Origin of the sequence: Brucella sp. RRSP16 (assembly GCF_052246815.1) — a bacterium.
Taxonomy (GTDB): Bacteria; Pseudomonadota; Alphaproteobacteria; order Rhizobiales; family Rhizobiaceae; genus Brucella; species Brucella intermedia.
Genome location: NZ_JBQQAM010000008.1, coordinates 150,553 through 171,644 on the forward strand (window position 1 = coordinate 150,553; position 21,092 = coordinate 171,644).

The window sequence follows — 21,092 nt, forward strand, 5'->3', positions numbered from 1 at the left end:
GAGGGCGCGAAAGGCAAGGACGAAGCGATGACGACGGCAGCTGAAACGGTAAATCTTTCCAACAAGGCGTTGGTTCATATCACGGGCGAGGAAGCGGAAAAATTCCTGCAGGCGGTGATCACCACCGATCTCGACAAACTCGGACCGGACGACCTGAAACCCGGAGCATTGCTCATTCCACAAGGGAAAATCCTGTTCGATTTTCTCGTTTCACGCATCGATGGCGGCTTGCGCTTCGATCTTCCGGCAAGCGTTGCCGCCGATTTCATCAAGCGGATCACCCTCTACAGGCTGCGCGCGAAAGCCGAGATAACCCAGCAGCCAGAATCACTTGTCAGCGTTTCCTGGCAAGGTGATTCACCGCCTTCACAAGATGATTCAATCAAGCGCGACAGCCGCTTTCCGGCTGAACTGAATGTCCGCCGGATTTATGGCCGGGCAGATGGCACGACCGACCAGAGCGCGTGGACAAAGCTGCGGGCGGAACATGGCATAGCGGAAGGTGAAACGGATTTCGCTTACAATGACGTCTTCCCGCATGACGTCAATTTCGACCAGACGGGCGGCGTCTCCTTTCCGAAAGGCTGCTTCATCGGACAGGAAGTCGTTTCCCGAATGCAGCATCGCGGCACGGCCAGACGGCGCGTTCTGGTGGCACGTTCCGAAGCCCCTCTTCCGCCAATGGGTACACCGATTACTGTGGACGGGCGCGAGATCGGCACAATGGGAAGTTCGGACGATATGGTAGGCATCGCACTTGTGCGCATCGATCGCGTCAAGGATGCAATGGATGCCGGCAGCACCGTTCTGGCGGGCGAGACGCCCATAACGCTTACATTGCCGCCGCATGTGCGGTTCGGGTTTCCGGAAGCCGAAGCAGGTAACGCCTGATGGCAAGCGCCGACCAATCTTCCGGCAAGACGCGCGCCTGGCAACGCATGTTGTCGGGGCGGCGCCTTGACCTGCTCGACCCCTCGCCGCTCGATGTCGAGATAGAGGATATAGCCCATGGTCTCGCCCGCGTGGCGCGGTGGAACGGGCAGACTGTCGGTGAACACGCATTTTCCGTTGCCCAGCATTCGCTGCTGGTGGACCAGATATTCACCCGACTGGTGCCTGACGCCAGCATTGAGTGGCAGCTACTCTCGCTTCTGCACGACGCGCCGGAATATGTGATCGGCGACATGATTTCACCCTTCAAGGCGGTGATGGGCGGCAACTACAAGATGATCGAAACGCGGCTGGAAAACGCCATTCACCTGCGTTTTTCTCTACCTATAACCGTTCCCGCCCAACTCAAGACGCTCATCAAGCGCGCCGATCAGGTCGCAGCCTTCTTTGAGGCCACGCGGCTCGCAGGTTTCACCGAGGCGGAAGCCGTCAAATATTTCGGCCGTCCACGCGGTTTCGATCCGGCAGGGCTGGATATAACACCCCGCCCCACACAGGAGGTGCAGACGGATTTCCTCGCACGGTTTGCGGCATTGGAAGAAGCACGGCAGAACCGATGAGTCTGGTCGTCGTGACGCCCTTGTCGCAACTGGCGGCGCAACTCGCATTGCACCGGCCAAGCCATGTCGTGACGCTGGGAAGCGAGGCCCCAGCAGCCTTGCCTGATAGCCATGATGCCAACCGTCTCACGCTGACATTCAACGATATTGTTGAGCCGCGCGAGGGGCTGGTTGCGCCCGATGAAAGCCATGTGCACGCACTTCTCGACTTCGCGAAGGTCTGGCCCAGGAACACGCCTTTGCTCATCCATTGCTACGCCGGCATTTCCCGCTCCACGGCGGCGGCTTACATCGCAGCTTCCGCTTTGAAGCCGGAACTGGGTGAAAACGAGCTAGCCGCGATTATTCGCAGCCTCTCTCCTTCCGCGACGCCGAATATCCGGCTAGTGGCGCTCGCAGACGAAATTTTGGGGCGTCAGGGGCGGATGGTTGCAGCCATACGCGCGATCGGGCGCGGAGCAGATGCCTTTGAAGGCGAGGTTTTCAGCCTGCCTGTAAATCCACCAGATTCATAAAGTTGCTAGTGGTCTTTTTGATTCCGGCATTTGATCAGCGCTCATGTGGAACCGCTCTAACTGTTTGTTCTATCGCATTATCCAACGCAAAACCGTTTCACACTTTTGCTGGAAATGCTCTAGGCATTGATCGCCCGACCGAGGGCGTTCAGGAACCCGCCCCGCGCATCGGATGGCGTTATCGCACGTGGTTCCCAGACGTGCCGCATCAGAAAATAGCCTGTCATCGTGAAGGCATGGTCGATGTCGTCATAGGACGCCGCGCGAATGGCAGTATTATTGACGAAGCCCGGCAAAAGCAGGAGCTTGTCGGCCCAGGGCTCACCCGCTTCGCGGCAGACCGCACGCCCCGATTTTGGCGAGACATAGATCAGGTCTTCCTTGACGCCGGTCGCGGCGCATTCCTTGAGATCTAGGCCGAAGCCCAGCTCTTCCAGCATCATAACTTCAAAGCGCAATACCAGTTCGCCAGACGCAAGCGGATCGTCGAAATGTTCGATGATGAGCCGAAGCGTCTCATAAAGACCGCGATGCGGGTCGCGCTCGGGCAAAAGGCGCAGGTGGGAAGCCGCAAGCTGGATGCCATAAAGCGCCACTGGCGTTTCGATGAGGCGGGCGGCCGCAAACTCCAGCGGTTCGATTGTAAAGCTGCCCATATGCTCATCCAGCCGCGCCCACCATGTCACATCCACATGATTGCCCGGCTGCAGCAGAGGCTGCATGCGGCGGGAACGCCCGCCGCGCACCATACCCATATGGCGGCCATGCTCACGGGTCATCACTTCCACGATGGCGCTTGTCTCGCCATGGCGTCGTGTCCCGAGAATTATGCCTTCATCGCGCCATTCCATGGTCGCCAGTGTTATAATCTAGGTTGGGAAATCAAGACCCATCTCGCGATAGCGTTCCGGATCGTTACCCCAGTTCTCACGCACTTTTACGAAAAGGAAGAGATGAACCGTCTGTTCCAGTATTTCGGAGATTTCCTTGCGTGCGGATTGTCCGATTGCCTTGATCGTCTCGCCCTTGTGACCGAGCACGATCTTCTTCTGGCTTTCGCGCTCGACATAGATGACCTGCTCGATGCGAACGGAACCGTCCTTGCGTTCTTCCCAGCGCTCCGTTTCCACGGTCGACGCATAGGGAAGTTCCTCGTGCAGGCGCAGGTAAAGCTTTTCGCGGGTGATCTCGGCTACGAGCTGGCGCATCGGCATGTCGGAGATCTGGTCTTCCGGATAGTACCATGGACCATTCGGAACATTGTCGGCCAGATATTTCGCCAGATCCTTGCAGCCGGATCCGTTCAAGGCCGAGACCATGAAAGTCTGGTCGAATACGACAAGCTCGTTGGCCTTGCGGGCGAGATCCAGCAGAACCGGCGGATCGACGCGATCTACCTTGTTGAGCACCAGAACCTTCTTCTGGCGCACATCCTTCATGCTCGAAAGCAGCGCTTCGGCATTTTCATTCAAGCCGCCTTGCGAATCGAGAAGGACCAGAATGATGTCGGCATCCTTGGCGCCGCCCCAGGCCGTGGTGACCATGGCGCGGTCGAGCCTGCGCTTCGGGCGGAAAATCCCCGGCGTGTCCACCAGAACGATCTGCGCCGGACCTTCGATGAATATGCCGCGCACGAGCGCGCGTGTCGTCTGCACCTTATGCGTGACAATAGAAACCTTTGTTCCCACAAGCTGATTGACCAGTGTGGATTTCCCCGCATTCGGCGCCCCTATCAACGCCACGAAGCCGGAACGGGTTTGTCCTGCTTCGTTTTCGCCGTCAGCCGGCGTCGTCCGATTATTCATTGTTTATCCTTCCAGACGATATTTCCTTGCGGGACGCCGCCGTCCTCCAGCGCACGACGTCCCAGATACGACAAAACTGCTCGTGAAAGCGGCATTATCCGTATCAGACCATTATAACCGATCACGATTTAAAATTTGCCAATTCTTGCATCAAGCCGGATTGTCACGCTTCCAGACGCCTTCACGATAAAGCATCGCTTCCGCCGCGTGCTGCTCGGCTATCCGTTTTGAACGGCCCTCGCCCGTTTCCGCGGCAAAGCCCTTGACCGTCACCTCCACCATGAACAGCGGATCATGGTCCGGGCCGGTGCGGCTGATGATCGAATAGGCAGGGTGGACATTGCCCTGCTGATGCGCCCATTCCTGCAATTCCGTCTTGGCGTCACGGCGGGCGGCACCGGTTTGCAAAGACCGTTTCTTCCAGAAGCGCTTGACGAAGGGACGCACGGCGTCCAGTCCGCCATCCAGATAGATCGTGGCGATCAGCGCCTCCACGACATCGGCGCGCACATTCAAAAGGCGTTTGTCATTCAATGATTTTATATCGGAACCCGTATGGATGAGATCGGCAAGCCCGATCTCGTCGGCAATCGCCGCACAGGTTTCCGCGTTCACCAGCGCATTGAGACGAACCGACAATTCGCCTTCGGATGCTTCAGGAAACTCGTCGAACAGCATTTCCGCGACGGTTAGTCCCAGAACGCGATCGCCGAGAAATTCGAGACGTTCATAATTTGCCCGCGAGGGCGCTTGCACACTTGAGTGGGTGAGCGCACGATCCAGCCGCTTTACGTTGAGAAAACGGTGTCCGGTGCGCTCTTCCAGAATTGCTGCTGCCTGATTTGCCGAAGCCATTTCAGTTTCCGGTTACGGCTGTATGCGGTGTGCCTGCAACTGAACTGAACAGTCGGCCAAAGCGTACTTCAGTCGGCCATTTCCAGATTTCAAGCGGACTCGCCTTGTCGGCGATGGAGAAGAAGATGATGTTCGCGCGTCCGACAAGATTTTCAAACGGCACGTAGCCAACGCTGAAGCGGCTGTCGAGCGAGTTGTCGCGGTTGTCGCCCATCATGAAGAAATGACCGGCAGGAACTTCAAAGACGCGCGTATCGTCACCGATGGAATTCGGTGCGAGATCAAGCGTATCATAGGTCACGCCTTCCGGCAGGGTTTCCCGATAGACATCGACCGGACGGTTCTGCTCGGTCACATCGGGATTATCGATCGTGCCGATCCGCTCGCGCTTGACCGCCTGATCGTTGATATAGAGCACGCCGCCGCGCATCTGCACGCGGTCGCCCGGCAGGCCGATCACGCGCTTGATATAATCGACCGATGGGTCGCTTGGCAGCTTGAACACCACCACGTCGCCGCGCTTCGGCTCCGTGCTCCAGATACGGCCCGAAAACAGGTCCAGTCCAAACGGCAGCGAATAGCGCGAATAGCCATAGGCATATTTCGACACGAACAGATAATCGCCTTCCAGAAGCGTTGGGCGCATCGAGCCGGACGGTATGCTGAAAGGCTGGAAAAGAAGGGTGCGGATGACCAGTGCCAGCAGCAGCGCCTGCACGATAACGCTGATGGTTTCGCCAAGGCCGCCGGATTTTTTTGTCTCACTCTTGCTGGACACGCTCATTGTATCTCCGCTTCCGATAACGCGATCTAATAACGACTATGAATGGATGACGCAATCACGCCGCCCGCAGAACGCGGGTTTATCGCACGATTATGAGCAGGAGTTATCTGTCACAATCACAATTATTCCGTCTCAAGCAGGGCTTCGATGATAACGAAGGCCTGAGCGAGAGGAAAATCATCGGTAATTGTCAGATGTATGGCGGCGCGCGTTCCAGCGGGCAAGAGTTTTTGCAACTGTTTCGCCGCACCGCCGGTTAGATGCATCGTGGGCTTTCCGGAAGGAGCGTTGACCACGCCCATGTCGCGCCAGAACACGCCCTGGGCTATGCCGGTTCCCAGCGCCTTGGCGCAGGCTTCCTTCGCCGCGAAACGCTTCGCATAAGATGCGGCGCGCTGCTTGCGTCCATCCGATTTCTTCTGCTCGATCTCTGTAAAGACCCGGTTGCGGAAACGGTCACCATGCCGTTCAAGCGCACTTTCGACACGGCGAATATCGATGAGGTCGCTGCCAATCCCGACAATCATACTTTCTGGGGCTCCTGTACGCGGTGCAGGCGGTGCTTTTCCGCAAGACGCTCCATACGGCGGCGGCGGAAAGCCGAAACCGCAAACCGGGTGACAAAATAGACCACGACGGCGAATGCAGCACCCAGAATGGTGGAACCGAAAAGCATGGGCTTCAGGAGCGGGGTCCAGATTTCATCGAAACGCATGGTTTCCAGGGCCCGCCCCAGATGGATCGGCGGCGCATCGTCGATGCTTCCATTCATGATGAAGCGGCCAAGCTCGAACGTGCTTCCCCAGATGAACGGCAGCGTCAGGGGGTTGGCAAGTGTCGTGCCAAGGGCCGCAGCCGCGATATTCCCGGCAAGGACATAAGCCAGCACGATTGCAATGATGAGATGGAAGCCGAAGAAAGGCGTGAAGGCCGAGAACACGCCGACTGCCAGGCCAGCGGCCACGGCATGGGGCGAGGCAGTGATGCGCAGAATCCGCTTGCCACCGTACCGGAGGGAACGGGAGAAGGAGCGGCGCGGCCAGACCAGAAGCCTCAGGCGCTCTTTTCTGGTCGGGGGATTACGGCGTTGAAAAAGCATGTGGCCCTATTAATGCGCTCCAATCGCAGAGACAATTGTTATTATTCCGCCGCGACGCTATCGCTGCGTTCAAACGGAACAGTATCCAGCCGCGGCAGATAGAACCGCGGCGAAACTCCGAGCATCCTGCGGAACATCGTCGTGAAAGCGGAAACGCTGTCATATCCCAGATCCAGCGCCACGCTCGTCACCGCTTCCCCTTCCGTGAGGCGGGGGACCGCAGCGAAAAGGCATGCCTGCTGACGCCAGACCGAAAGGCTTACGCCGGTTTCACGCTGGAAATGCCGAGTGAACGAGCGTCGGCTCATCGCCATTCTGTCCGCCCAGTCGTCAATTGTGGCGCGTGAAGAAGGCTTTTTCACGAATTCCCGGCATAGTTTCTGCAAGCGCGGATCGGATGGAAAAGGCAGCCCCAACGAGCGCTGCGGCAATGTGTGAAGGTCCCGCAATATAAGCTCGATCACCAGAGCATCGCGACTGTCCGGTTCCGGTGTGCTGTCCTGCGCCGTTGCATCGGTTATGAGGCACCGCATCAGGTCGGTCAGCCCGACCACATGAAGATAATCCGGCACACCGGACACGGCATCGACGCAGATATAGATCGACCGCATGAAGACTTCGCCGAGGATTTCGACCGAATGCTCCACACCCGCCGGTATCCACATGGCGTGATCGCTCGGGATCATCCAGCGTCCGGCGTCAGTCGTCACCAGCACCACCCCCTGGGAAGCGCAAAGAAGCTGCGCCCGGCTGTGACGGTGGCGCGGCACGAAATAGCCATCGGGATAGCGCGTCGGCAGGGCAATCACTGGCCCGCTCATGCCTTCCAGCATGGCAATGCGCTGCTCGTGGAACTTCTGCAGTTCCTCGCTTCCCGGAAGCAGCAGGCCCGGGGGCGACTTCGGTTTCATTGCAGCTCTGCCCCTTGTTTGGCCCACTCTCGAAACTATTGGACCAAATCACGAAAGCGGGCGAGAGGCAATAGTCCTATTAATAGCGTGCTGAGAATGGGTCGCGACATTCGCTGGCGGAATGAATTTGACGTTTGAGCAGAATACGTGCCTGTTCAGACATCAAATTCGCAAATTTTCGCCGGTTTCTCATCAAAACCCCGCAATTTCCTTGAGGTCTCGTTTCCAGTCGTCAGATAGTATCGGCAGGAAATACACCAGAAGACTGACTTCCATCTTCGGAGTAGCAGTATGAGCATGAGTGCTGCACAGCAGCCATCAAACAGCGGCGCGGACAATACTGTCCTCGCCATTATTCTGGCCACTAGCATGGGCCACTTCCTGAACGACATGATGCAGTCGCTCCTTCCGGCCATCTATCCGATGCTGAAGGACAATTACAGCCTGTCATTCTGGCAGATCGGACTTCTGACGTTCACCTTTCAGATGACGGCATCGATCCTGCAGCCACTGGTGGGTATCTACACCGACCGCAAGCCGATGCCTTATTCCCTGCCCTTCGGCATGGGTTGCACGCTTGTCGGCCTCGTCTTTCTGGCGACCGCGCATCATTATTCGATCCTGCTTCTGGGTGCGGCCTTCGTCGGCTTCGGCTCGTCTGTTTTCCATCCCGAAGCGGCCCGTGTGGCACGTCTCGCCTCGGGTGGACGACATGGCTTTGCGCAGTCCCTGTTCCAGGTGGGCGGTAATTTCGGCTCGTCGATCGGCCCTCTTCTGGCAGCGTTCATCGTTCTGCCGTTCGGCCAGATCAGCGTGTCCTGGTTCTCCGTTGCCGCGCTGATCGGCATTATGCTGCTCTGGTATGTGAGCAACTGGTACAATCGCTACCGGATTGCCAACGCCAGCAAGGCAAAGCCGGACAAGACCCTTCCGCTGCCGCGCAACAAGGTTCTCGTCTCGGTTGGCGTTCTGGCGATGCTGGTCTTCACCAAGTACATCTACATGGCCAGCCTGACGAGCTACTACACCTTCTACACCATCAGCCACTTCGGCGTGACGGTGCAGTCATCGCAGTTGCTGCTGTTCCTGTTCCTCGGCGCGGTTGCCGCGGGAACGATCATCGGCGGCCCCATCGGTGACAAGATCGGTGCGCGCAAGGTGATCTGGGCATCGATCCTCGGCGTCCTGCCGTTCACGCTTGCCCTGCCCTATGCCAACCTCGAAATGACGGCTATCCTGACGGTCATCATCGGCCTGATCCTCGCCTCGGCTTTCCCGGCCATCGTGGTATTCGCACAGGAATTGCTGCCGGGACGCGTCGGCATGGTGTCGGGCCTGTTCTTCGGTTTCGCATTCGGCATGGCCGGTATTGCCGCCGCCGTCCTCGGCGTCGTGGCTGACCAGAAGGGCATCGAGTATGTTTACAACATTTGCTCGTATCTGCCCCTGCTTGGGCTGCTGACGATTTTCCTGCCAAAGCTGGAAAAGAACCGTAAAGCCTGATCCTTAGAGCATTTCCAGCAAAAGTGTGAAACGGTTTTGCGTTGGATAATGCGATAAAACAAATAGTTAGAGCGGTTCCGCGGTTCTATTAGAACAGGAACCGCTCTAAACGCACAGCCCAAAAGCCATCCGGCTTCCGGGCTGTGCTCTAAACAGTGGAGCACCGCACGTCCCCCAACGGCGGTGCTCCCATGCCACTGACCTTTTGACGGCCCGGTGCAGCAGCATTCTTTTGATAGAGCTTCTTTCGCTCTACCTCTTTGTTCCAGCGCAAGTTCAGACGGCAAAACTGAAGCCGTGCATCGTCTCCCTGCGAAATTCATCAAAAGCGGCAGCAACCAGACGGATCAGCGGCTTTCCGTCGCTCGTCGCGCTGATGACCCCGCCACGGATTTCCACCAATCCGTCGGCGACCAGAGGGCGCAACAGGGCCATTTCGTCGGAAAACTCCACGCCCGGCGCGGTCATGTTCAGATCGACCCGGAAATTGCACATCAACGCTGTGATGATACCGGCGCGGATACGGTCGCTGTCGCGCATGGCATAACCGCGAACCGTTGCAAGTTCACCCGCTTGGACGCGTTTTGAATATTGCGTCACGTCCGAGATATTCTGGGCATAGCCGCCGGGGAACTGCGAAATCGATGACGGGCCCAGGCCGATCAAAGTCTGGCAGCGATCATCCGTATAGCCCTGGAAATTGCGGTGCAGCGTGCCGTTGCGCGCGGCAACGGCCAAGCTGTCGTCCGGCAATGCATAATGGTCGATCCCCACAGGTTCATAACCGAAACCCATGAAGCTTTCCGCGACGACGCGCGCCTGCGCGAAGCGTTCATCGGCATCCGGCAGGAGGCTCGCATCGATGAGGCGCTGATTGGCGCGGCGCTGCGGAAGATGCGCATAGCCGTAGCAGGCAACGCGATCAGGCTTGAGCGCGGCAACCTTTTCGCAGGTCTCGCGCAATGTCTCCACCGTCTGCAAGGGCAGGCCATAGATGAGATCGAAGTTGAGCCGATCGATGCCGACTTCGCGCAGAAGACTCGCTGCCTTGGCAACCGTCTCTATCGGTTGGATGCGGCCGATGGCTTTCTGAACCTCGGCGTCGATATCCTGCACGCCGAGGCTGGCGCGATTGACGCCCATGAGCGAAAGCGTACGGGCGAGCTGTGGCGTGACGGTGCGCGGATCAAGCTCGATGGCATGTTCCATCTCGGGCGAAAAGTCGAACGCAACGCGCAGTGCAGCCAGAATGCTGGTAAACTGGCGCGGGTTCAAGATCGAGGGCGTCCCCCCGCCCCAATGAAGATGGACGACGTTTGGCCGCGCGGTCAGGCTCTTGCTGACGGTCTCGATTTCGCTCAGCAGAGCGGTACAGAAATTCTCGACCACATCGTTGCGGACAGCCATTTTTGCGTGGCAACCGCAGTAATGGCACAACTGCCGACAATAAGGCACATGGATGTAAAGGGAGACACTTTCCTCCGGCCCGATCTGGCGCAGCCAGCGATGCGTCGTCTCGACACCTACCGGTATGAAATCCGCAGCCGTTGGAAAGGATGTATATCTGGGAACCGCCAACGCCGCGTAGCGTCTTATCGCTTCTTCATGCATAGCGCGTCCACCTTAAGCGTTGAGCGCTCCGGCGAAGCCCGTCCGGGGATACGCACACCCGAACCGGGGCGACATTCTGCGGGGCAAGACGGCATGATGCGGCAAGGAAGCCCGCATGCATGACAGCCGATATTGCAATTCCCAGCCACAACAGCACCTTTTTTCCCCATTCTGAACGGCGCGACCCTCAAGGCCGCGTCAACTTCCATGGTCAGAAATAGGCTGTTCCGCCGGACTCCGCATTGATTTGAATCAACGCAAATAGGCCCGGAGATGGCTCGAAATCAGAGTATTTTTTCAGAAATTTTGCTGGAAAGCCTAAAGGCTCTCCGGGTCCATTCCGGCAACGGCCGCCAGCGACCGGCGGGCCAGGATTTCCACCGTATTGGCGTCTATCAACTGAATCAGGCCCTGGGTTTTCAGCTTTGTGAAGCTGCGGCTGACGGTTTCGATCGTCAGGCCGAGATAGTCGGCAATGTCGGTACGGTTCATCGAAAGATGAACGGGGTTGGGCTTCTCACCGCGCTTTTCCGCACGGGCGGAAAGAACCAGAAGGAAGCTCGCGAGCTTTTCCACTGGCGCAAGGCGACCGAGAACCAGCTGGTTGTCGCGCGCGGTGCGAAGCGCGGCCCGCGTCATCTGATGCAGGCGCTCCTTCAGCCTGGGAAAGCGCTCCATCAGGTCGTCCATCTCCCTGGTGGAAAAGGCGCACAGGACCGAGGGCACCACAGCCTCGACCGACTGGGAGTAAGTCTCGTCGTCAGCCAGACCGAGATAATCGCCGGGGAACAGGAAACCCGCAATCTGCCGACGCCCATCGGGAAGCGACGTATAGATGCGCAGCATGCCGGAAGTCAGGCTGAAGACACGACGCTTCGGCTCGCCCTCCTCCACCAGCTGCTCATTGGCATCAAGCCGCTTGGAGGTCATGATTGCTTCCAGAGCGCCGAGATCCCCATCGTCCAGCGCAGCACAAACCGCCATCCGCCGAACACCGCAATCCACGCATACCCCACATGGCGCACGATAGGGCGACCTGGGATCGAATATGATAGGCGCTACACTCACGATGGAATCCTGTTTACGGGGCCGGAAGTGTGTCTTCGCGACACACCCTAAATAGGTAACTAGAACGCGTCCCGCAAAGCGGAATTTCGCCGCAGGGGTGTATCCTCCCCTGCAGCGTGTGGAAAGCCGTCGGCTGGCCTGCTTAAATGTTGCGGCTACCGGGCTTCACAGCCGGTATTGCAGCAAGCTCCGGCGGCAATTTATCCGCAGGATAGGCTGGAACTTCATATTCGGCCAGAGAAATCAACCTCGTGCCGACATCGGCCTTCCCCGCCGAGCGGTCGACGATGCAGGCCGCAGCCACGACTTCGATACCGAGGTGCTTCATGCAGTCTATGGTTTCGCGAATGGAAAGCCCCGTCGTGACGATATCTTCCACGATGACGACGCGCGCGCCTTTGGGCACATCGAAACGTCGCAGGCGGAACACCCCGTTCTCGCGCTCCACCCAGATCGACGGGACGCGCAGATGACGCGAGGTCTCATAGGAAGGAATCAGGCCGCCAATCGCCGGTCCGACCACGTAATCGATGGCCCCGAGATTTGCCGCCCCGATCTTTGCCGCCAGTGCCTTGCAGAGCTTTTCCGTCTTGTCGGCGTGCATGAAAACGCGCGCCTTTTGAAGAAAAACAGGGCTGCGCAGGCCCGATGTGAGAATAAAGTGGCCTTCAAGGATCGCTCCCGCTTCGCGGAAGACGGCAAGCACATCTTCGGTGTTCATCTTAGTCCTATCCGTTCACGCGTTTCGCGCCGCTGACGCTCGCGCTTTCTTTCAATTGGGAAATGATACGGTTGAGATGCTTGAGGTCCCAAACCTCGACATCGATAATCATCTCGGTGAAATCCGGTGCGGTGCGCACCATGGAAAGATTGTGAATATTCGCGTCGTTGGCCGCCACGATCTGCGCAATCTCGGCCAGCGAGCCCGGCGAGTTGATGGCCGACACGCTGACACGCGCAGGGAAACGCTCGCTCATCTGCTCATCAATGTCCCAGCGCACATCGATCCAGCGCTCCGGCTGATCGTCATAGGCTGTCAGCGCGGGTGACTGGATCGGATAGATCGTGATGCCGGCGCCCGGCTGAAGAATACCGACGATACGGTCGCCGGGCACGGCGCCCTCGGGGGCAAAGCGCACCGGCAGGTCCGAATTGGTGCCGCGAATCGGCAATGCCTTTTTCCCCGGTTTCGGCGCGGTGTCGGCATCGGACTTTGTCGCGTCCTCACTGCCCTCCGGCACCTTGAATATCATGCCGGCTGCGTTCTGGATGTTGAACCAGCCCTTCTCGCCGGTCTTCGCCGGGTTGTTCTGGGAGGTCACGCGGGTATCCTGATAGTCGGGATAAACAGCCTTGACGACATCGGTCGACGGCAGTTCACCGCGGCCGACTGCGGCCAGCACGTCCTCGACATCCTTGCGCGCCAGACGGGGCAGCCCCGGCTTCAGGATATCCTTGCTGAATGGCTTTCCGGCCCGCTCGAAAGCGCGTTCGAGAATGCGCATGCCCAGTCCCGAATATTGCTTGCGGACTGCCGAGCGCGTTGCACGGCGGATGGCGGCGCGCGCCTTGCCGGTCGCGACAAGCGATTCCCAGGCCGCAGGAGGAACCTGTGCCTTGGAACGGATGATATCCACTTCGTCACCGTTCTTCAGCTCCGTCATCAGCGGCATGATGCGGCCATTGACCTTCGCCCCGACGCAGCTGTCGCCAATATCGGTATGAACGGCATAGGCGAAATCGATTGGGGTCGCGCCGCGCGGCAAGGCGATGAGACGGCCTTTGGGCGTGAAGCAGAAGACCTGATCCTGAAAAAGCTCAAGCTTGGTATGTTCGAGAAATTCTTCCGGATTGTCGCCTTCGGAAAGCTGCTCGATGGTCTGGCGCAACCATGCATAAGCATTGGTCTCGGTGGAGATCTTGTGCGGATTGTTCGCGCTGCCGCGATCCTTGTAGATCGAGTGGGCGGCGACACCAAATTCAGCAATCTCATCCATTTCGCGCGTGCGAATCTGCAACTCGACACGTTGGCGCGACGGACCGATGATAGTGGTGTGGATCGACCGGTAATCGTTCTGCTTTGGCGTGGAGATATAATCCTTGAACCGGCCCGGAACCATCGACCATGTCGTATGGATAAGACCAAGCGCCCGATAACAATCCTGCACCGTATCCACCATGACACGGAAGCCGAAAATGTCGGAAAGCTGCTCGAACGACAGCCCCTTTGTTTCCATCTTGCGGAAGACGGACCAGGGCTTTTTCTGGCGGCTCTTCACACTGGCCTTGATGCCGTGTTTCTCGAAAATCTCGGACAGGTCCTTCTCGATCTTCTGCAGAAGGCCGCGATTCTTTTCCAGAAGTTCTGCCAGACGATCCGTGACCGCGCGCCACGCATCCGGGTTGATGTAGCGGAAAGCAAGTTCCTCAAGCTCTTCGCGCATGTCCTGCATACCCATGCGGCCAGCAAGCGGCGCATAGATATCCATCGTTTCCTCGGCGATGCGCAGGCGCTTGTCTTCCCGCATAACGCCTAGCGTGCGCATATTGTGCAGACGATCCGCCAGCTTGACGAGAAGCACGCGCACATCTTCGGAAATCGCCAGAAGCAGCTTGCGGAGGTTTTCCGCCTGCACAGCCTTCTTTGAAACGAGGTCGAGCTTCTTGAGCTTGGTCAGCCCTTCAACAAGCTTGCCGATTTCGGGGCCGAAAAGCTGGTCGATTTCCTGTCGGGTTGCCGTCGTGTCTTCAATCGTATCATGCAGAAGGGCGATCGCAATCGTCGCTTCGTCGAGATGCATATCGGTGAGGATCGCGGCGACTTCGAGAGGATGGGAAAAATAGGGATCGCCGGAAGCACGTTTCTGACTGCCATGCTTTTGCATGGCATAGACATATGCCTTATTAAGAAGCGCCTCATTCACGTCAGGCTTGTATCGCTGTACACGCTCCACAAGCTCATATTGGCGCATCATCTACGAAAACTCCCTTTGGAAACCGATACTTGCATGCATACGCGGCAACATATCGGGCATTCTGACCCAAAATCGCCGAAAATCGAACAATTCTCGACATTCAGGTTTGATTTTCTGCCAACAATATTAATTTCCGGCGGAAATGGCTCGTCATTAAAGGGGTGCGCGTCCACTCGACGCACAAAGGATGCCTCCACCCACCGAAGCTGCGCGCCCGCCTTTCCGAAAATCGCAACCGATAGTTCAGGTTGTCACCGGCGCATAAAAACATGCGCCACGACCGGAAAGTCGCAGCGCATGCAAAAAGAATTAACCCAGAGGACGATCAGAAATCGTCGTTCTTCTCAGGCGCAACGAGGCCTTCGATGCCAGCGAGCAGTTCTTCTTCCGACATGCGGTCGAAAGCAACCACATCTTCCTCAGCGGCTTCTGCAATGCCTTCCGCGACGTCTTCAGACGAAGAGGCGATTTGTGCAGGTGCAGCCGCTTCCGGCTCATCGACTTCCACATGCTTCTGCAGCGAGTGGATAAGGTCTTCCTTCAGATCGTCCGGCGACAGGGTTTCGTCGGCGATTTCGCGCAGGGCAACGACGGGATTCTTGTCGTTGTCGCGGTCGATGGTGATCTGTGCACCCTGGGAAATCTGGCGAGCACGGTGACCAGCCAGCAGAACCAGCTCAAAACGGTTCTCGACCTTATCTACGCAGTCCTCAACAGTGACGCGGGCCATGCGCGGTCCCTTTCATTTCTCGAACTTTAATGGATTTTTCCCCACATAACGCGTGTGGAGCCAAATTACAAGCAAAAGCGGAATTGCTCGTGCATCGCCGCATTGAAATCTGCCAAAACAACGTCAATTTCATGGATTCGCCTCATAAAACACGGCGGCGCGTCAAAACGGCACAATATTTTATAATCTCGAACGCGATTACTGAGACAAGACTCCCTTACTGGTAATTTAGTGGGGGCAAATAACAACCAATGGTTGCTTGTTTTTCTGTGATATGTCCTTAGAAGGCAATAAACGCACTGGTAAATTTCGATACCACCCGCCGTTTAGAAAACAAACTGAATAAGCGGTCGCCGGTCCACTCCCGTCCGGCCGTAGAGTGGATATATTGCACGATGTTCGATTCTCGTGAAAAGATTGCGCTTTTTATTGATGGCGCCAATTTATACGCCGCCTCCAAGACCTTGGGGTTCGATATTGATTATCGGAAGCTTTTGAAAGCGTTTCAAAAGCGTGGCTATCTGCTCCGCGCTTATTATTACACTGCCCTTGTTGAAGATCAGGAATATTCCTCGATCCGCCCGCTGATCGACTGGCTGGATTACAATGGCTACAAGGTCGTCACCAAGGCTGCCAAGGAATTCACCGATTCCACCGGACGCCGCAAGGTGAAGGGCAACATGGATATCGAACTGACGGTTGATGCCATGCAGCTTACCGATACAGTTGACCATTTCGTTATTTTCTCTGGCGATGGCGATTTCCGGTCGCTCGCTGAAGCTCTTCAGCGCAAGGGCCGCAAGGTTTCGGTCGTCTCGACCCTCACCACCCAGCCAGCCATGATTTCGGATGAGCTGCGCCGCCAAGCCGATCATTTCATCGATCTGGTCTCGCTCAAGGCCGAGATCGGCCGCGATCCATCAGAACGTCCGCCGCGCCGTCAGGATGATGATCTCGACGAGAGCTATTGACGCCACCGTCGAGCCGGTTCATGCAAGGGCATGATTTCCGAACCATCTCCCAACTGTCACATCTGCCCGCGGCTGCACGCCTTTCTGCAAGAATGGCGGCGCAAGGAGCCGTCGTGGCACAACGCCCCGGTTCCTCCATTTCTTCCGGCAGATGACGCCGATGTCCGGCTCCTGATTGTGGGTCTGGCACCGGGCCTGCGCGGCGCCAACCGGACCGGGCGTCCCTTTACCGGCGATTATGCCGGCGATCTTCTCTATAGCACTCTGTGCGAATTCGGATTTGCGACCGGCAAGTTCGATGCACGTCCGGACGACAGCCTGCGGCTGCTGGATGCCAGCATCGTCAACGCGGTACGCTGCGTCCCGCCGGAAAACAAGCCAATCGGCTCCGAGATCAATAATTGCCGTCAGTTCCTGTCGCCGATGCTGACCCGGTTTCCCAATCTGCAAGCCGTCGTTACGCTGGGAACGATCGCGCATCAATCGACCGTTCGTGCACTCGGCGCGCCGGTTGCGCGGCACCCCTTCGGCCACGACAGGGCAAGCGACATTGGCACCTTGCGTATTTTTTCCAGCTATCACTGCTCACGCTATAATACGAATACCGGGCGACTGACGGATGCCATGTTCCGCACCGTGTTCCGGAATGTGCGTGATTATCTGAATCAAAAGAGCGCCTGAGGCGCTCTTTCTACATCCCGGTGCTCAACCGCGGTCCCGCAGCAAGCGAGCCTTTTCGCGATTCCAGTCGCGCTTCTTTTCGGTCTCGCGCTTGTCGTGAGTCTTCTTGCCTCGCGCCAGCGCCAGTTCCAGCTTCGCGCGGCCACGATCATTGAAGTAGAGCTTCAACGGCACCACGGTCATCCCTTCCCGGGACACGGAATTGAACAGGCGGGACATTTCACGCTTGCTGATGAGCAGCTTGCGCAGGCGCCGCGGCTCATGGTTGAAGCGATTGCCCTGCGTATATTCCGGAATATAGGAATTGATGAGCCAGAACTCGCCATTTTCAAAGCTCGCATAGCTTTCCGCTATGTTGGACTGATTGGCGCGCAACGACTTAACCTCGGTGCCTGTCAAAACGAGACCGGCTTCGAGCGTATCGAGGATTTCAAAATTGAAGCGCGCCTTGCGGTTTTCCGCGATGATCTTGCGCACGGGAGAATTCTTAGGCTTGTTCATGATGGCACCATATAATGTGCAATGCCTGAAATGAAAACGCTCCCGAAGCTACGGGAGCGTAAAAATCAGCGCAAGCGGCAAAGTTTGCAGGTCAGTTGATCAGACCCGCATGTTTCATGGCCTGATCGATCTTCTCTGCCGTCGCGGCTTCAACCGTCACCATCGGCGAACGCAGTGCATTTTCCACGCGGCCAAGTCGCGACAGGGCATATTTCGGACCCGACGGATTCGGCTCGATGAAGAGCGCCTTGTGCAACGGCATGAGGCGATCCTGCAATTCAAGCGCCCTGGCGAAATCGCCCGCCTGACATGCATCCTGGAATTCGGCGCAAAGACGCGGCGCGATATTGGACGTCACCGAAATGCACCCTACCCCACCATGGGCGTTGAAGCCGAGCGCAGTGGCGTCTTCACCGGAAAGCTGGATGAAGTCCTTGCCGCAGGCTGCGCGCTGTTCCGAAACGCGCTCGATCTTGCCGGTGGCATCCTTGACGCCCACGATGTTCTTGTGGTCGCGAACAAGGGCGCCCATCGTTTCGGGCGTCATGTCGATGACCGAACGACCCGGAATGTTGTAGATGATGAGTGGAATAGAGATCGAGCGGGCCACGCGCGAGAAATGTTCGTAAAGGCCACGCTGGTTCGGCTTGTTGTAATAAGGCGTGACGACGAGAACGGCATCGGCACCGGCCTTTTCGGCGTGCTGCGCCAGTTCGATCGCTTCCACCGTATTGTTGGAACCGGCACCGGCAATGACCGGAACGCGGCCAGCCGCAACTTCGATGCAAACCTCGATGACGCGCTTGTGCTCGTCATGCGAAAGAGTCGGCGTTTCGCCGGTCGTGCCGACCGGAACCAGTCCTTTGGTACCTTCTTCGATCTGCCAGTTTACAAATGCGCGAAAGGCTTTCTCGTCGAACGCTCCTTCGGAATCGAATGGCGTGACAAGCGCGGTAATTGAGCCCTTCAGCATTAGTGAACTCCTGAAAAAAGAAAGACGGGACCTCATTCCCCAGTCATCTTGGGCATGTGACCGGGTCGAGGCGTTGCACAATAGTCTTGCAGCACGAGTGGAGCAAGCGGGGTATGCTGGCAAAACAGGCGCAATGCGGCAGTTTTGCGGCAAAATTTGTTGCCGGTTCCGTGCACTGCCGATGATACACCGGGATTGTTTAAAGGAACATCAAACGTCACGGAGTAGCTGTGTCAGGCAGAGCTCGCAGATAACACTTTGTTAAGGATAGATTCATTCCTTGAGCCTAACCTCGAAGGAGAAATCGGCGGCAAAAAGCCCGGCTAAGAAAAGCCTGATTTCAACAACATATTGCGCATCAACCAAGTCTTTGTTCTAGTTAGCCAATGTCAAAAGAAGCCGCAGCGATATCCCTAAAGAAAAGAGCACTCCTCGCGAGTTGCTTTGTTGCGGCTGCCTTGCAGCCGATGATTTCGCTCGCGCAATCGTCGCTGCCGTCGGATATTCCAACCCCGCTCGCGCGCCCGTTTGCGCCGACCGCGACACATCAGTCGCCGATGAATCTGGTGACGCCGAAACCCCGTCCGGCTACGCCCGACCCGCTTGTGACATCGGCGGTCGGCCGCGTAGAAAATCCGGCCACCATCGGCGGAACGCTGAAAAGCGGGCTCGATGCTCTTTCTTCTCGTGATGCAGCAAGTGCGATCGCGTTTCGCAACGCCATGCCGCATGGGTCGCTCGACCGCCAGATCCTGACCTGGGCGATTGCGACTTCGGGCCTCGACGGTGTGCCGAGTGCGGAAATTGCTGCCGCAGCGACGGATCTTCGCGGCTGGCCGGGAATGTCGGCTCTGCGCAGCAATTCGGAACGGGCCCTCTTCAAGGAAAATCCTGCTCCCGCCACGGTCATCGCCACGTTTGGCAACAGGCGCCCACAAACGACCGAAGGCATGATCGTACTCGCCCGCGCCTATGTCGGCTCCGGCAATGCTGGCAAAGCGCGTGAGTTGCTTTCACCATGGTGGGCTACGCAGCGCCTTTCTGCCGATGACGAGCAAAAGATCCTGAAAGAGTTCTCGGGCGTCCTGACCCGTGAGGACCATCAGCGCCGTATTCTGCGCTCTCTCTATAATGACCGCATGCAATCGGCAAAATTGCTTGCAGGTCCGGCGCAGGCTCAATCGCTCTACAACGCCTTTGCGGCAGTTGCACAAAAATCTCCGAACGCCGCCGAGGCGATAGCGGATGTCGACCGCAGCTGGCAGGGCAATGCCGCCTACCAGTTCCTGAAGATTCGTTATTTGCGTCGCGCCGAACGCTACAACGAAGCAACGGACCTCATGCTGAAAGCGCCGCGTCAGGCCTCGGCACTGGTCGATCCGGATGCCTGGTGGGTGGAGCGGCGTATCCTGTCGCGGGAACTGCTTGATCAGGGCAAGCCGCAACTCGCCTACAAGGTGGTTTCGACTCACGCAGCCGAATCCCCGACAATGGCGGCAGAAGCTGAATTTCATGCCGGGTGGTATGCGCTCCGCGCCCTGAACCAGCCAAAGACGGCTGCACCGCATTTCGCAAGGATCGCGGAAATTTCCTCGCGTCCCATTTCCGCCTCACGGGCATTCTACTGGCTCGGTCGGTCGGCTGAGGCGGGCAGTGGCGGCGATGCGCGGGACTTTTATCGTCGCTCCGCTCATTTCGGCACGACCTTCTACGGACAGCTTTCAGCAGCCAAGCTGAACGAAAAGGCACCCGAACTCATTTATCCGAAACCGACCGACGCGGATCGTACGCGCTTTGCCGGTCGCCCTGCTGTGCAGGCAATCAAGCGGCTGGAACAGGTCGGCTATAGTAATCGTGCAACCGCGCTCTATAACCAGCTTTCGCAGGAACTCGACAGTGTGGGCGAACTGGCCCTGCTAGCGGTCATGGCCGAACGCAACGAAAATCATTATCTGGCGCTGCGCGTCGGCAAAACCGCTGCGTTGCGTGGTCTCGATGTCGGCGCTCTGTCACATCCGCTCGGTGCAATTCCTGCTACCGCCAATATAAGTGGGTCCGGCAAGGCGCTCGCCTATGCAATCGCGCGACAGGAAAGCGAATTCAACGTCGGTGCCGTTTCAAAGGCCGGTGCACGCGGCCTCCTGCAATTGATGCCCGCAACAGCGAAAAGCGTGGCGACCCGTAACGGCATGAGCTTCTCCGCGCCGCGTCTCACGACGGATGCAGGCTACAACGCGACGCTTGGCGCCCACTTCCTCGGAGAACAGCTCGACCGTTTCAACGGTTCCTATGTGCTCACCTTCGCCGGTTACAATGCCGGCCCCAGGCGCGCATCGGAATGGGTCGAAAAATACGGCGATCCGCGTGGGAAGTCTATCGATCAGGTCGTGGACTGGATCGAGCGCATTCCCTATTCGGAAACGCGGAACTATGTTCAGCGCGTGATGGAAAACTACGAGGTATATAAGGCTCGCCTGACGGGCAGCGCCGATATTCAGGCTGACCTGATCCACGGTCGCCGTTAGAGTGGTTCCTGTTTAACAGAAGCGCCTGAACCGCTCTAACTATTTACTTTATCGCATTATCCAACGCAAAACCG

21 protein-coding genes are annotated in these 21,092 nt (G+C 57.6%); 7 read left to right on the forward strand and 14 right to left on the reverse strand.

Annotated features, from left to right (window positions below):
• The first annotated feature begins 27 nt into the window (after window positions 1-27).
• The 3 genes from ygfZ to ACS5UA_RS14435 are packed head-to-tail and all read left to right on the forward strand — an operon-like array spanning window position 28 to window position 2,026.
• A complete protein-coding gene (gene ygfZ / locus ACS5UA_RS14425) occupies window positions 28-891 on the forward strand; it encodes a CAF17-like 4Fe-4S cluster assembly/insertion protein YgfZ (protein WP_443101437.1) in 864 nt (287 codons plus the stop codon).
• Window positions 891-1,511: a YfbR-like 5'-deoxynucleotidase gene (locus tag ACS5UA_RS14430; RefSeq protein WP_443101438.1), complete on the forward strand. Its 621-nt coding sequence runs from the start codon at window positions 891-893 to the stop codon at window positions 1,509-1,511. Before ygfZ ends, ACS5UA_RS14430 begins: the two co-directional genes overlap by 1 nt.
• Window positions 1,508-2,026 carry a tyrosine phosphatase family protein gene (locus ACS5UA_RS14435; RefSeq protein ID WP_443101439.1) on the forward strand — a complete coding sequence of 173 codons (519 nt, stop codon included), beginning with the start codon at window positions 1,508-1,510 and terminating at the stop codon, window positions 2,024-2,026. Before ACS5UA_RS14430 ends, ACS5UA_RS14435 begins: the two co-directional genes overlap by 4 nt.
• 119 nt (window positions 2,027-2,145) lie before the next feature.
• Here the strand turns inward: ACS5UA_RS14435 and recO are convergent, their stop codons facing one another.
• The 7 genes from recO to ACS5UA_RS14470 form a co-directional block, all read right to left on the reverse strand.
• Window positions 2,146-2,877 (reverse strand): DNA repair protein RecO, encoded by a 732-nt coding sequence (gene recO, locus ACS5UA_RS14440; RefSeq protein WP_443101440.1) that lies wholly within the window; start codon window positions 2,875-2,877, stop codon window positions 2,146-2,148.
• 18 nt (window positions 2,878-2,895) lie between these two features.
• Window positions 2,896-3,831 (reverse strand): GTPase Era, encoded by a 936-nt coding sequence (gene era / locus ACS5UA_RS14445; RefSeq protein ID WP_443101441.1) that lies wholly within the window; start codon window positions 3,829-3,831, stop codon window positions 2,896-2,898.
• Between the two features lie 150 nt (window positions 3,832-3,981).
• The gene (rnc, locus tag ACS5UA_RS14450; protein WP_022570351.1) at window positions 3,982-4,686 is read right to left on the reverse strand and encodes a ribonuclease III; all 705 of its coding nucleotides are present in this window, start codon (window positions 4,684-4,686) and stop codon (window positions 3,982-3,984) included.
• 1 nt (window position 4,687) lies between these two features.
• On the reverse strand, window positions 4,688-5,470 hold the full coding sequence (lepB, locus tag ACS5UA_RS14455; RefSeq protein WP_151686539.1) for a signal peptidase I: 783 nt from the start codon (window positions 5,468-5,470) through the stop codon (window positions 4,688-4,690).
• A gap of 122 nt (window positions 5,471-5,592) precedes the next feature.
• Window positions 5,593-5,997: a holo-ACP synthase gene (gene acpS, locus ACS5UA_RS14460; protein WP_443101442.1), complete on the reverse strand. Its 405-nt coding sequence runs from the start codon at window positions 5,995-5,997 to the stop codon at window positions 5,593-5,595.
• A complete protein-coding gene (gene bspA, locus ACS5UA_RS14465) occupies window positions 5,994-6,569 on the reverse strand; it encodes a type IV secretion system effector BspA (protein WP_443101443.1) in 576 nt (191 codons plus the stop codon). Before bspA ends, acpS begins: the two co-directional genes overlap by 4 nt.
• 41 nt (window positions 6,570-6,610) lie before the next feature.
• Complete coding sequence (locus tag ACS5UA_RS14470) at window positions 6,611-7,480, reverse strand: AraC family transcriptional regulator (RefSeq protein WP_006472322.1); 870 nt, start codon at window positions 7,478-7,480, stop codon at window positions 6,611-6,613.
• Window positions 7,481-7,771: 291 nt separating this feature from the next.
• Here ACS5UA_RS14470 and ACS5UA_RS14475 point away from each other — a divergent pair, with 291 nt between their 5' ends.
• Window positions 7,772-8,983: an MFS transporter gene (locus ACS5UA_RS14475; protein WP_443101444.1), complete on the forward strand. Its 1,212-nt coding sequence runs from the start codon at window positions 7,772-7,774 to the stop codon at window positions 8,981-8,983.
• 276 nt (window positions 8,984-9,259) lie between these two features.
• Here ACS5UA_RS14475 and hemN read toward each other — a convergent pair whose 3' ends face one another.
• From hemN to rpoZ, 5 genes are all read right to left on the reverse strand, one after another.
• Window positions 9,260-10,594 (reverse strand): oxygen-independent coproporphyrinogen III oxidase, encoded by a 1,335-nt coding sequence (hemN, locus tag ACS5UA_RS14480; RefSeq protein WP_112701521.1) that lies wholly within the window; start codon window positions 10,592-10,594, stop codon window positions 9,260-9,262.
• A gap of 318 nt (window positions 10,595-10,912) precedes the next feature.
• A complete protein-coding gene (locus tag ACS5UA_RS14485) occupies window positions 10,913-11,578 on the reverse strand; it encodes a helix-turn-helix domain-containing protein (protein WP_443101445.1) in 666 nt (221 codons plus the stop codon).
• 226 nt (window positions 11,579-11,804) lie between these two features.
• Window positions 11,805-12,383: an orotate phosphoribosyltransferase gene (gene pyrE / locus ACS5UA_RS14490; RefSeq protein WP_112701523.1), complete on the reverse strand. Its 579-nt coding sequence runs from the start codon at window positions 12,381-12,383 to the stop codon at window positions 11,805-11,807.
• Window positions 12,384-12,390: 7 nt separating this feature from the next.
• A complete protein-coding gene (locus tag ACS5UA_RS14495; RefSeq protein WP_006466380.1) occupies window positions 12,391-14,637 on the reverse strand; it encodes a RelA/SpoT family protein in 2,247 nt (748 codons plus the stop codon).
• A 325-nt stretch (window positions 14,638-14,962) separates the two neighbouring features.
• Entirely contained in the window at window positions 14,963-15,367 is a 405-nt protein-coding gene (gene rpoZ, locus ACS5UA_RS14500; protein WP_022569110.1) for a DNA-directed RNA polymerase subunit omega, read from the reverse strand.
• Window positions 15,368-15,762: 395 nt separating this feature from the next.
• On the opposite strand from rpoZ, the gene ACS5UA_RS14505 reads away from it, so the two are divergent.
• Together ACS5UA_RS14505 and ACS5UA_RS14510 are read left to right on the forward strand one after the other, a co-directional pair.
• Window positions 15,763-16,338 (forward strand): LabA-like NYN domain-containing protein, encoded by a 576-nt coding sequence (locus ACS5UA_RS14505; RefSeq protein WP_006466378.1) that lies wholly within the window; start codon window positions 15,763-15,765, stop codon window positions 16,336-16,338.
• A 30-nt stretch (window positions 16,339-16,368) separates the two neighbouring features.
• Window positions 16,369-17,019, forward strand: coding sequence for a uracil-DNA glycosylase (locus tag ACS5UA_RS14510; RefSeq protein WP_443101446.1), 651 nt, complete (start codon window positions 16,369-16,371; stop codon window positions 17,017-17,019).
• Between the two features lie 24 nt (window positions 17,020-17,043).
• Here ACS5UA_RS14510 and smpB read toward each other — a convergent pair whose 3' ends face one another.
• A complete protein-coding gene (gene smpB / locus ACS5UA_RS14515; protein WP_006466376.1) occupies window positions 17,044-17,520 on the reverse strand; it encodes an SsrA-binding protein SmpB in 477 nt (158 codons plus the stop codon).
• Between the two features lie 91 nt (window positions 17,521-17,611).
• The gene (gene dapA, locus ACS5UA_RS14520; protein ID WP_443101447.1) at window positions 17,612-18,493 is read right to left on the reverse strand and encodes a 4-hydroxy-tetrahydrodipicolinate synthase; all 882 of its coding nucleotides are present in this window, start codon (window positions 18,491-18,493) and stop codon (window positions 17,612-17,614) included.
• Window positions 18,494-18,960: 467 nt separating this feature from the next.
• Here dapA and ACS5UA_RS14525 point away from each other — a divergent pair, with 467 nt between their 5' ends.
• Window positions 18,961-21,018 (forward strand): lytic transglycosylase domain-containing protein, encoded by a 2,058-nt coding sequence (locus tag ACS5UA_RS14525; RefSeq protein WP_443101485.1) that lies wholly within the window; start codon window positions 18,961-18,963, stop codon window positions 21,016-21,018.
• Window positions 21,019-21,092: the final 74 nt, after the last annotated feature.

Coding starts and splice junctions, on each gene's coding strand:
- ACS5UA_RS14475 (WP_443101444.1), top strand. CDS start 7,772: ATGAGCATGAGTGCTGCACAGCAGCCATCAAACAGCGGCGCGGACAAT.
- smpB (WP_006466376.1), bottom strand. CDS start 17,520: ATGAACAAGCCTAAGAATTCTCCCGTGCGCAAGATCATCGCGGAAAAC.
- bspA (WP_443101443.1), bottom strand. CDS start 6,569: ATGCTTTTTCAACGCCGTAATCCCCCGACCAGAAAAGAGCGCCTGAGG.
- ACS5UA_RS14495 (WP_006466380.1), bottom strand. CDS start 14,637: ATGATGCGCCAATATGAGCTTGTGGAGCGTGTACAGCGATACAAGCCT.
- ACS5UA_RS14510 (WP_443101446.1), top strand. CDS start 16,369: ATGATTTCCGAACCATCTCCCAACTGTCACATCTGCCCGCGGCTGCAC.
- acpS (WP_443101442.1), bottom strand. CDS start 5,997: ATGATTGTCGGGATTGGCAGCGACCTCATCGATATTCGCCGTGTCGAA.
- dapA (WP_443101447.1), bottom strand. CDS start 18,493: ATGCTGAAGGGCTCAATTACCGCGCTTGTCACGCCATTCGATTCCGAA.
- recO (WP_443101440.1), bottom strand. CDS start 2,877: ATGGAATGGCGCGATGAAGGCATAATTCTCGGGACACGACGCCATGGC.
- ACS5UA_RS14505 (WP_006466378.1), top strand. CDS start 15,763: ATGTTCGATTCTCGTGAAAAGATTGCGCTTTTTATTGATGGCGCCAAT.
- ygfZ (WP_443101437.1), top strand. CDS start 28: ATGACGACGGCAGCTGAAACGGTAAATCTTTCCAACAAGGCGTTGGTT.
- lepB (WP_151686539.1), bottom strand. CDS start 5,470: ATGAGCGTGTCCAGCAAGAGTGAGACAAAAAAATCCGGCGGCCTTGGC.
- rpoZ (WP_022569110.1), bottom strand. CDS start 15,367: ATGGCCCGCGTCACTGTTGAGGACTGCGTAGATAAGGTCGAGAACCGT.
- ACS5UA_RS14435 (WP_443101439.1), top strand. CDS start 1,508: ATGAGTCTGGTCGTCGTGACGCCCTTGTCGCAACTGGCGGCGCAACTC.
- ACS5UA_RS14470 (WP_006472322.1), bottom strand. CDS start 7,480: ATGAAACCGAAGTCGCCCCCGGGCCTGCTGCTTCCGGGAAGCGAGGAA.
- rnc (WP_022570351.1), bottom strand. CDS start 4,686: ATGGCTTCGGCAAATCAGGCAGCAGCAATTCTGGAAGAGCGCACCGGA.
- pyrE (WP_112701523.1), bottom strand. CDS start 12,383: ATGAACACCGAAGATGTGCTTGCCGTCTTCCGCGAAGCGGGAGCGATC.
- hemN (WP_112701521.1), bottom strand. CDS start 10,594: ATGCATGAAGAAGCGATAAGACGCTACGCGGCGTTGGCGGTTCCCAGA.
- ACS5UA_RS14525 (WP_443101485.1), top strand. CDS start 18,961: ATGATTTCGCTCGCGCAATCGTCGCTGCCGTCGGATATTCCAACCCCG.
- ACS5UA_RS14430 (WP_443101438.1), top strand. CDS start 891: ATGGCAAGCGCCGACCAATCTTCCGGCAAGACGCGCGCCTGGCAACGC.
- ACS5UA_RS14485 (WP_443101445.1), bottom strand. CDS start 11,578: ATGGCGGTTTGTGCTGCGCTGGACGATGGGGATCTCGGCGCTCTGGAA.
- era (WP_443101441.1), bottom strand. CDS start 3,831: ATGAATAATCGGACGACGCCGGCTGACGGCGAAAACGAAGCAGGACAA.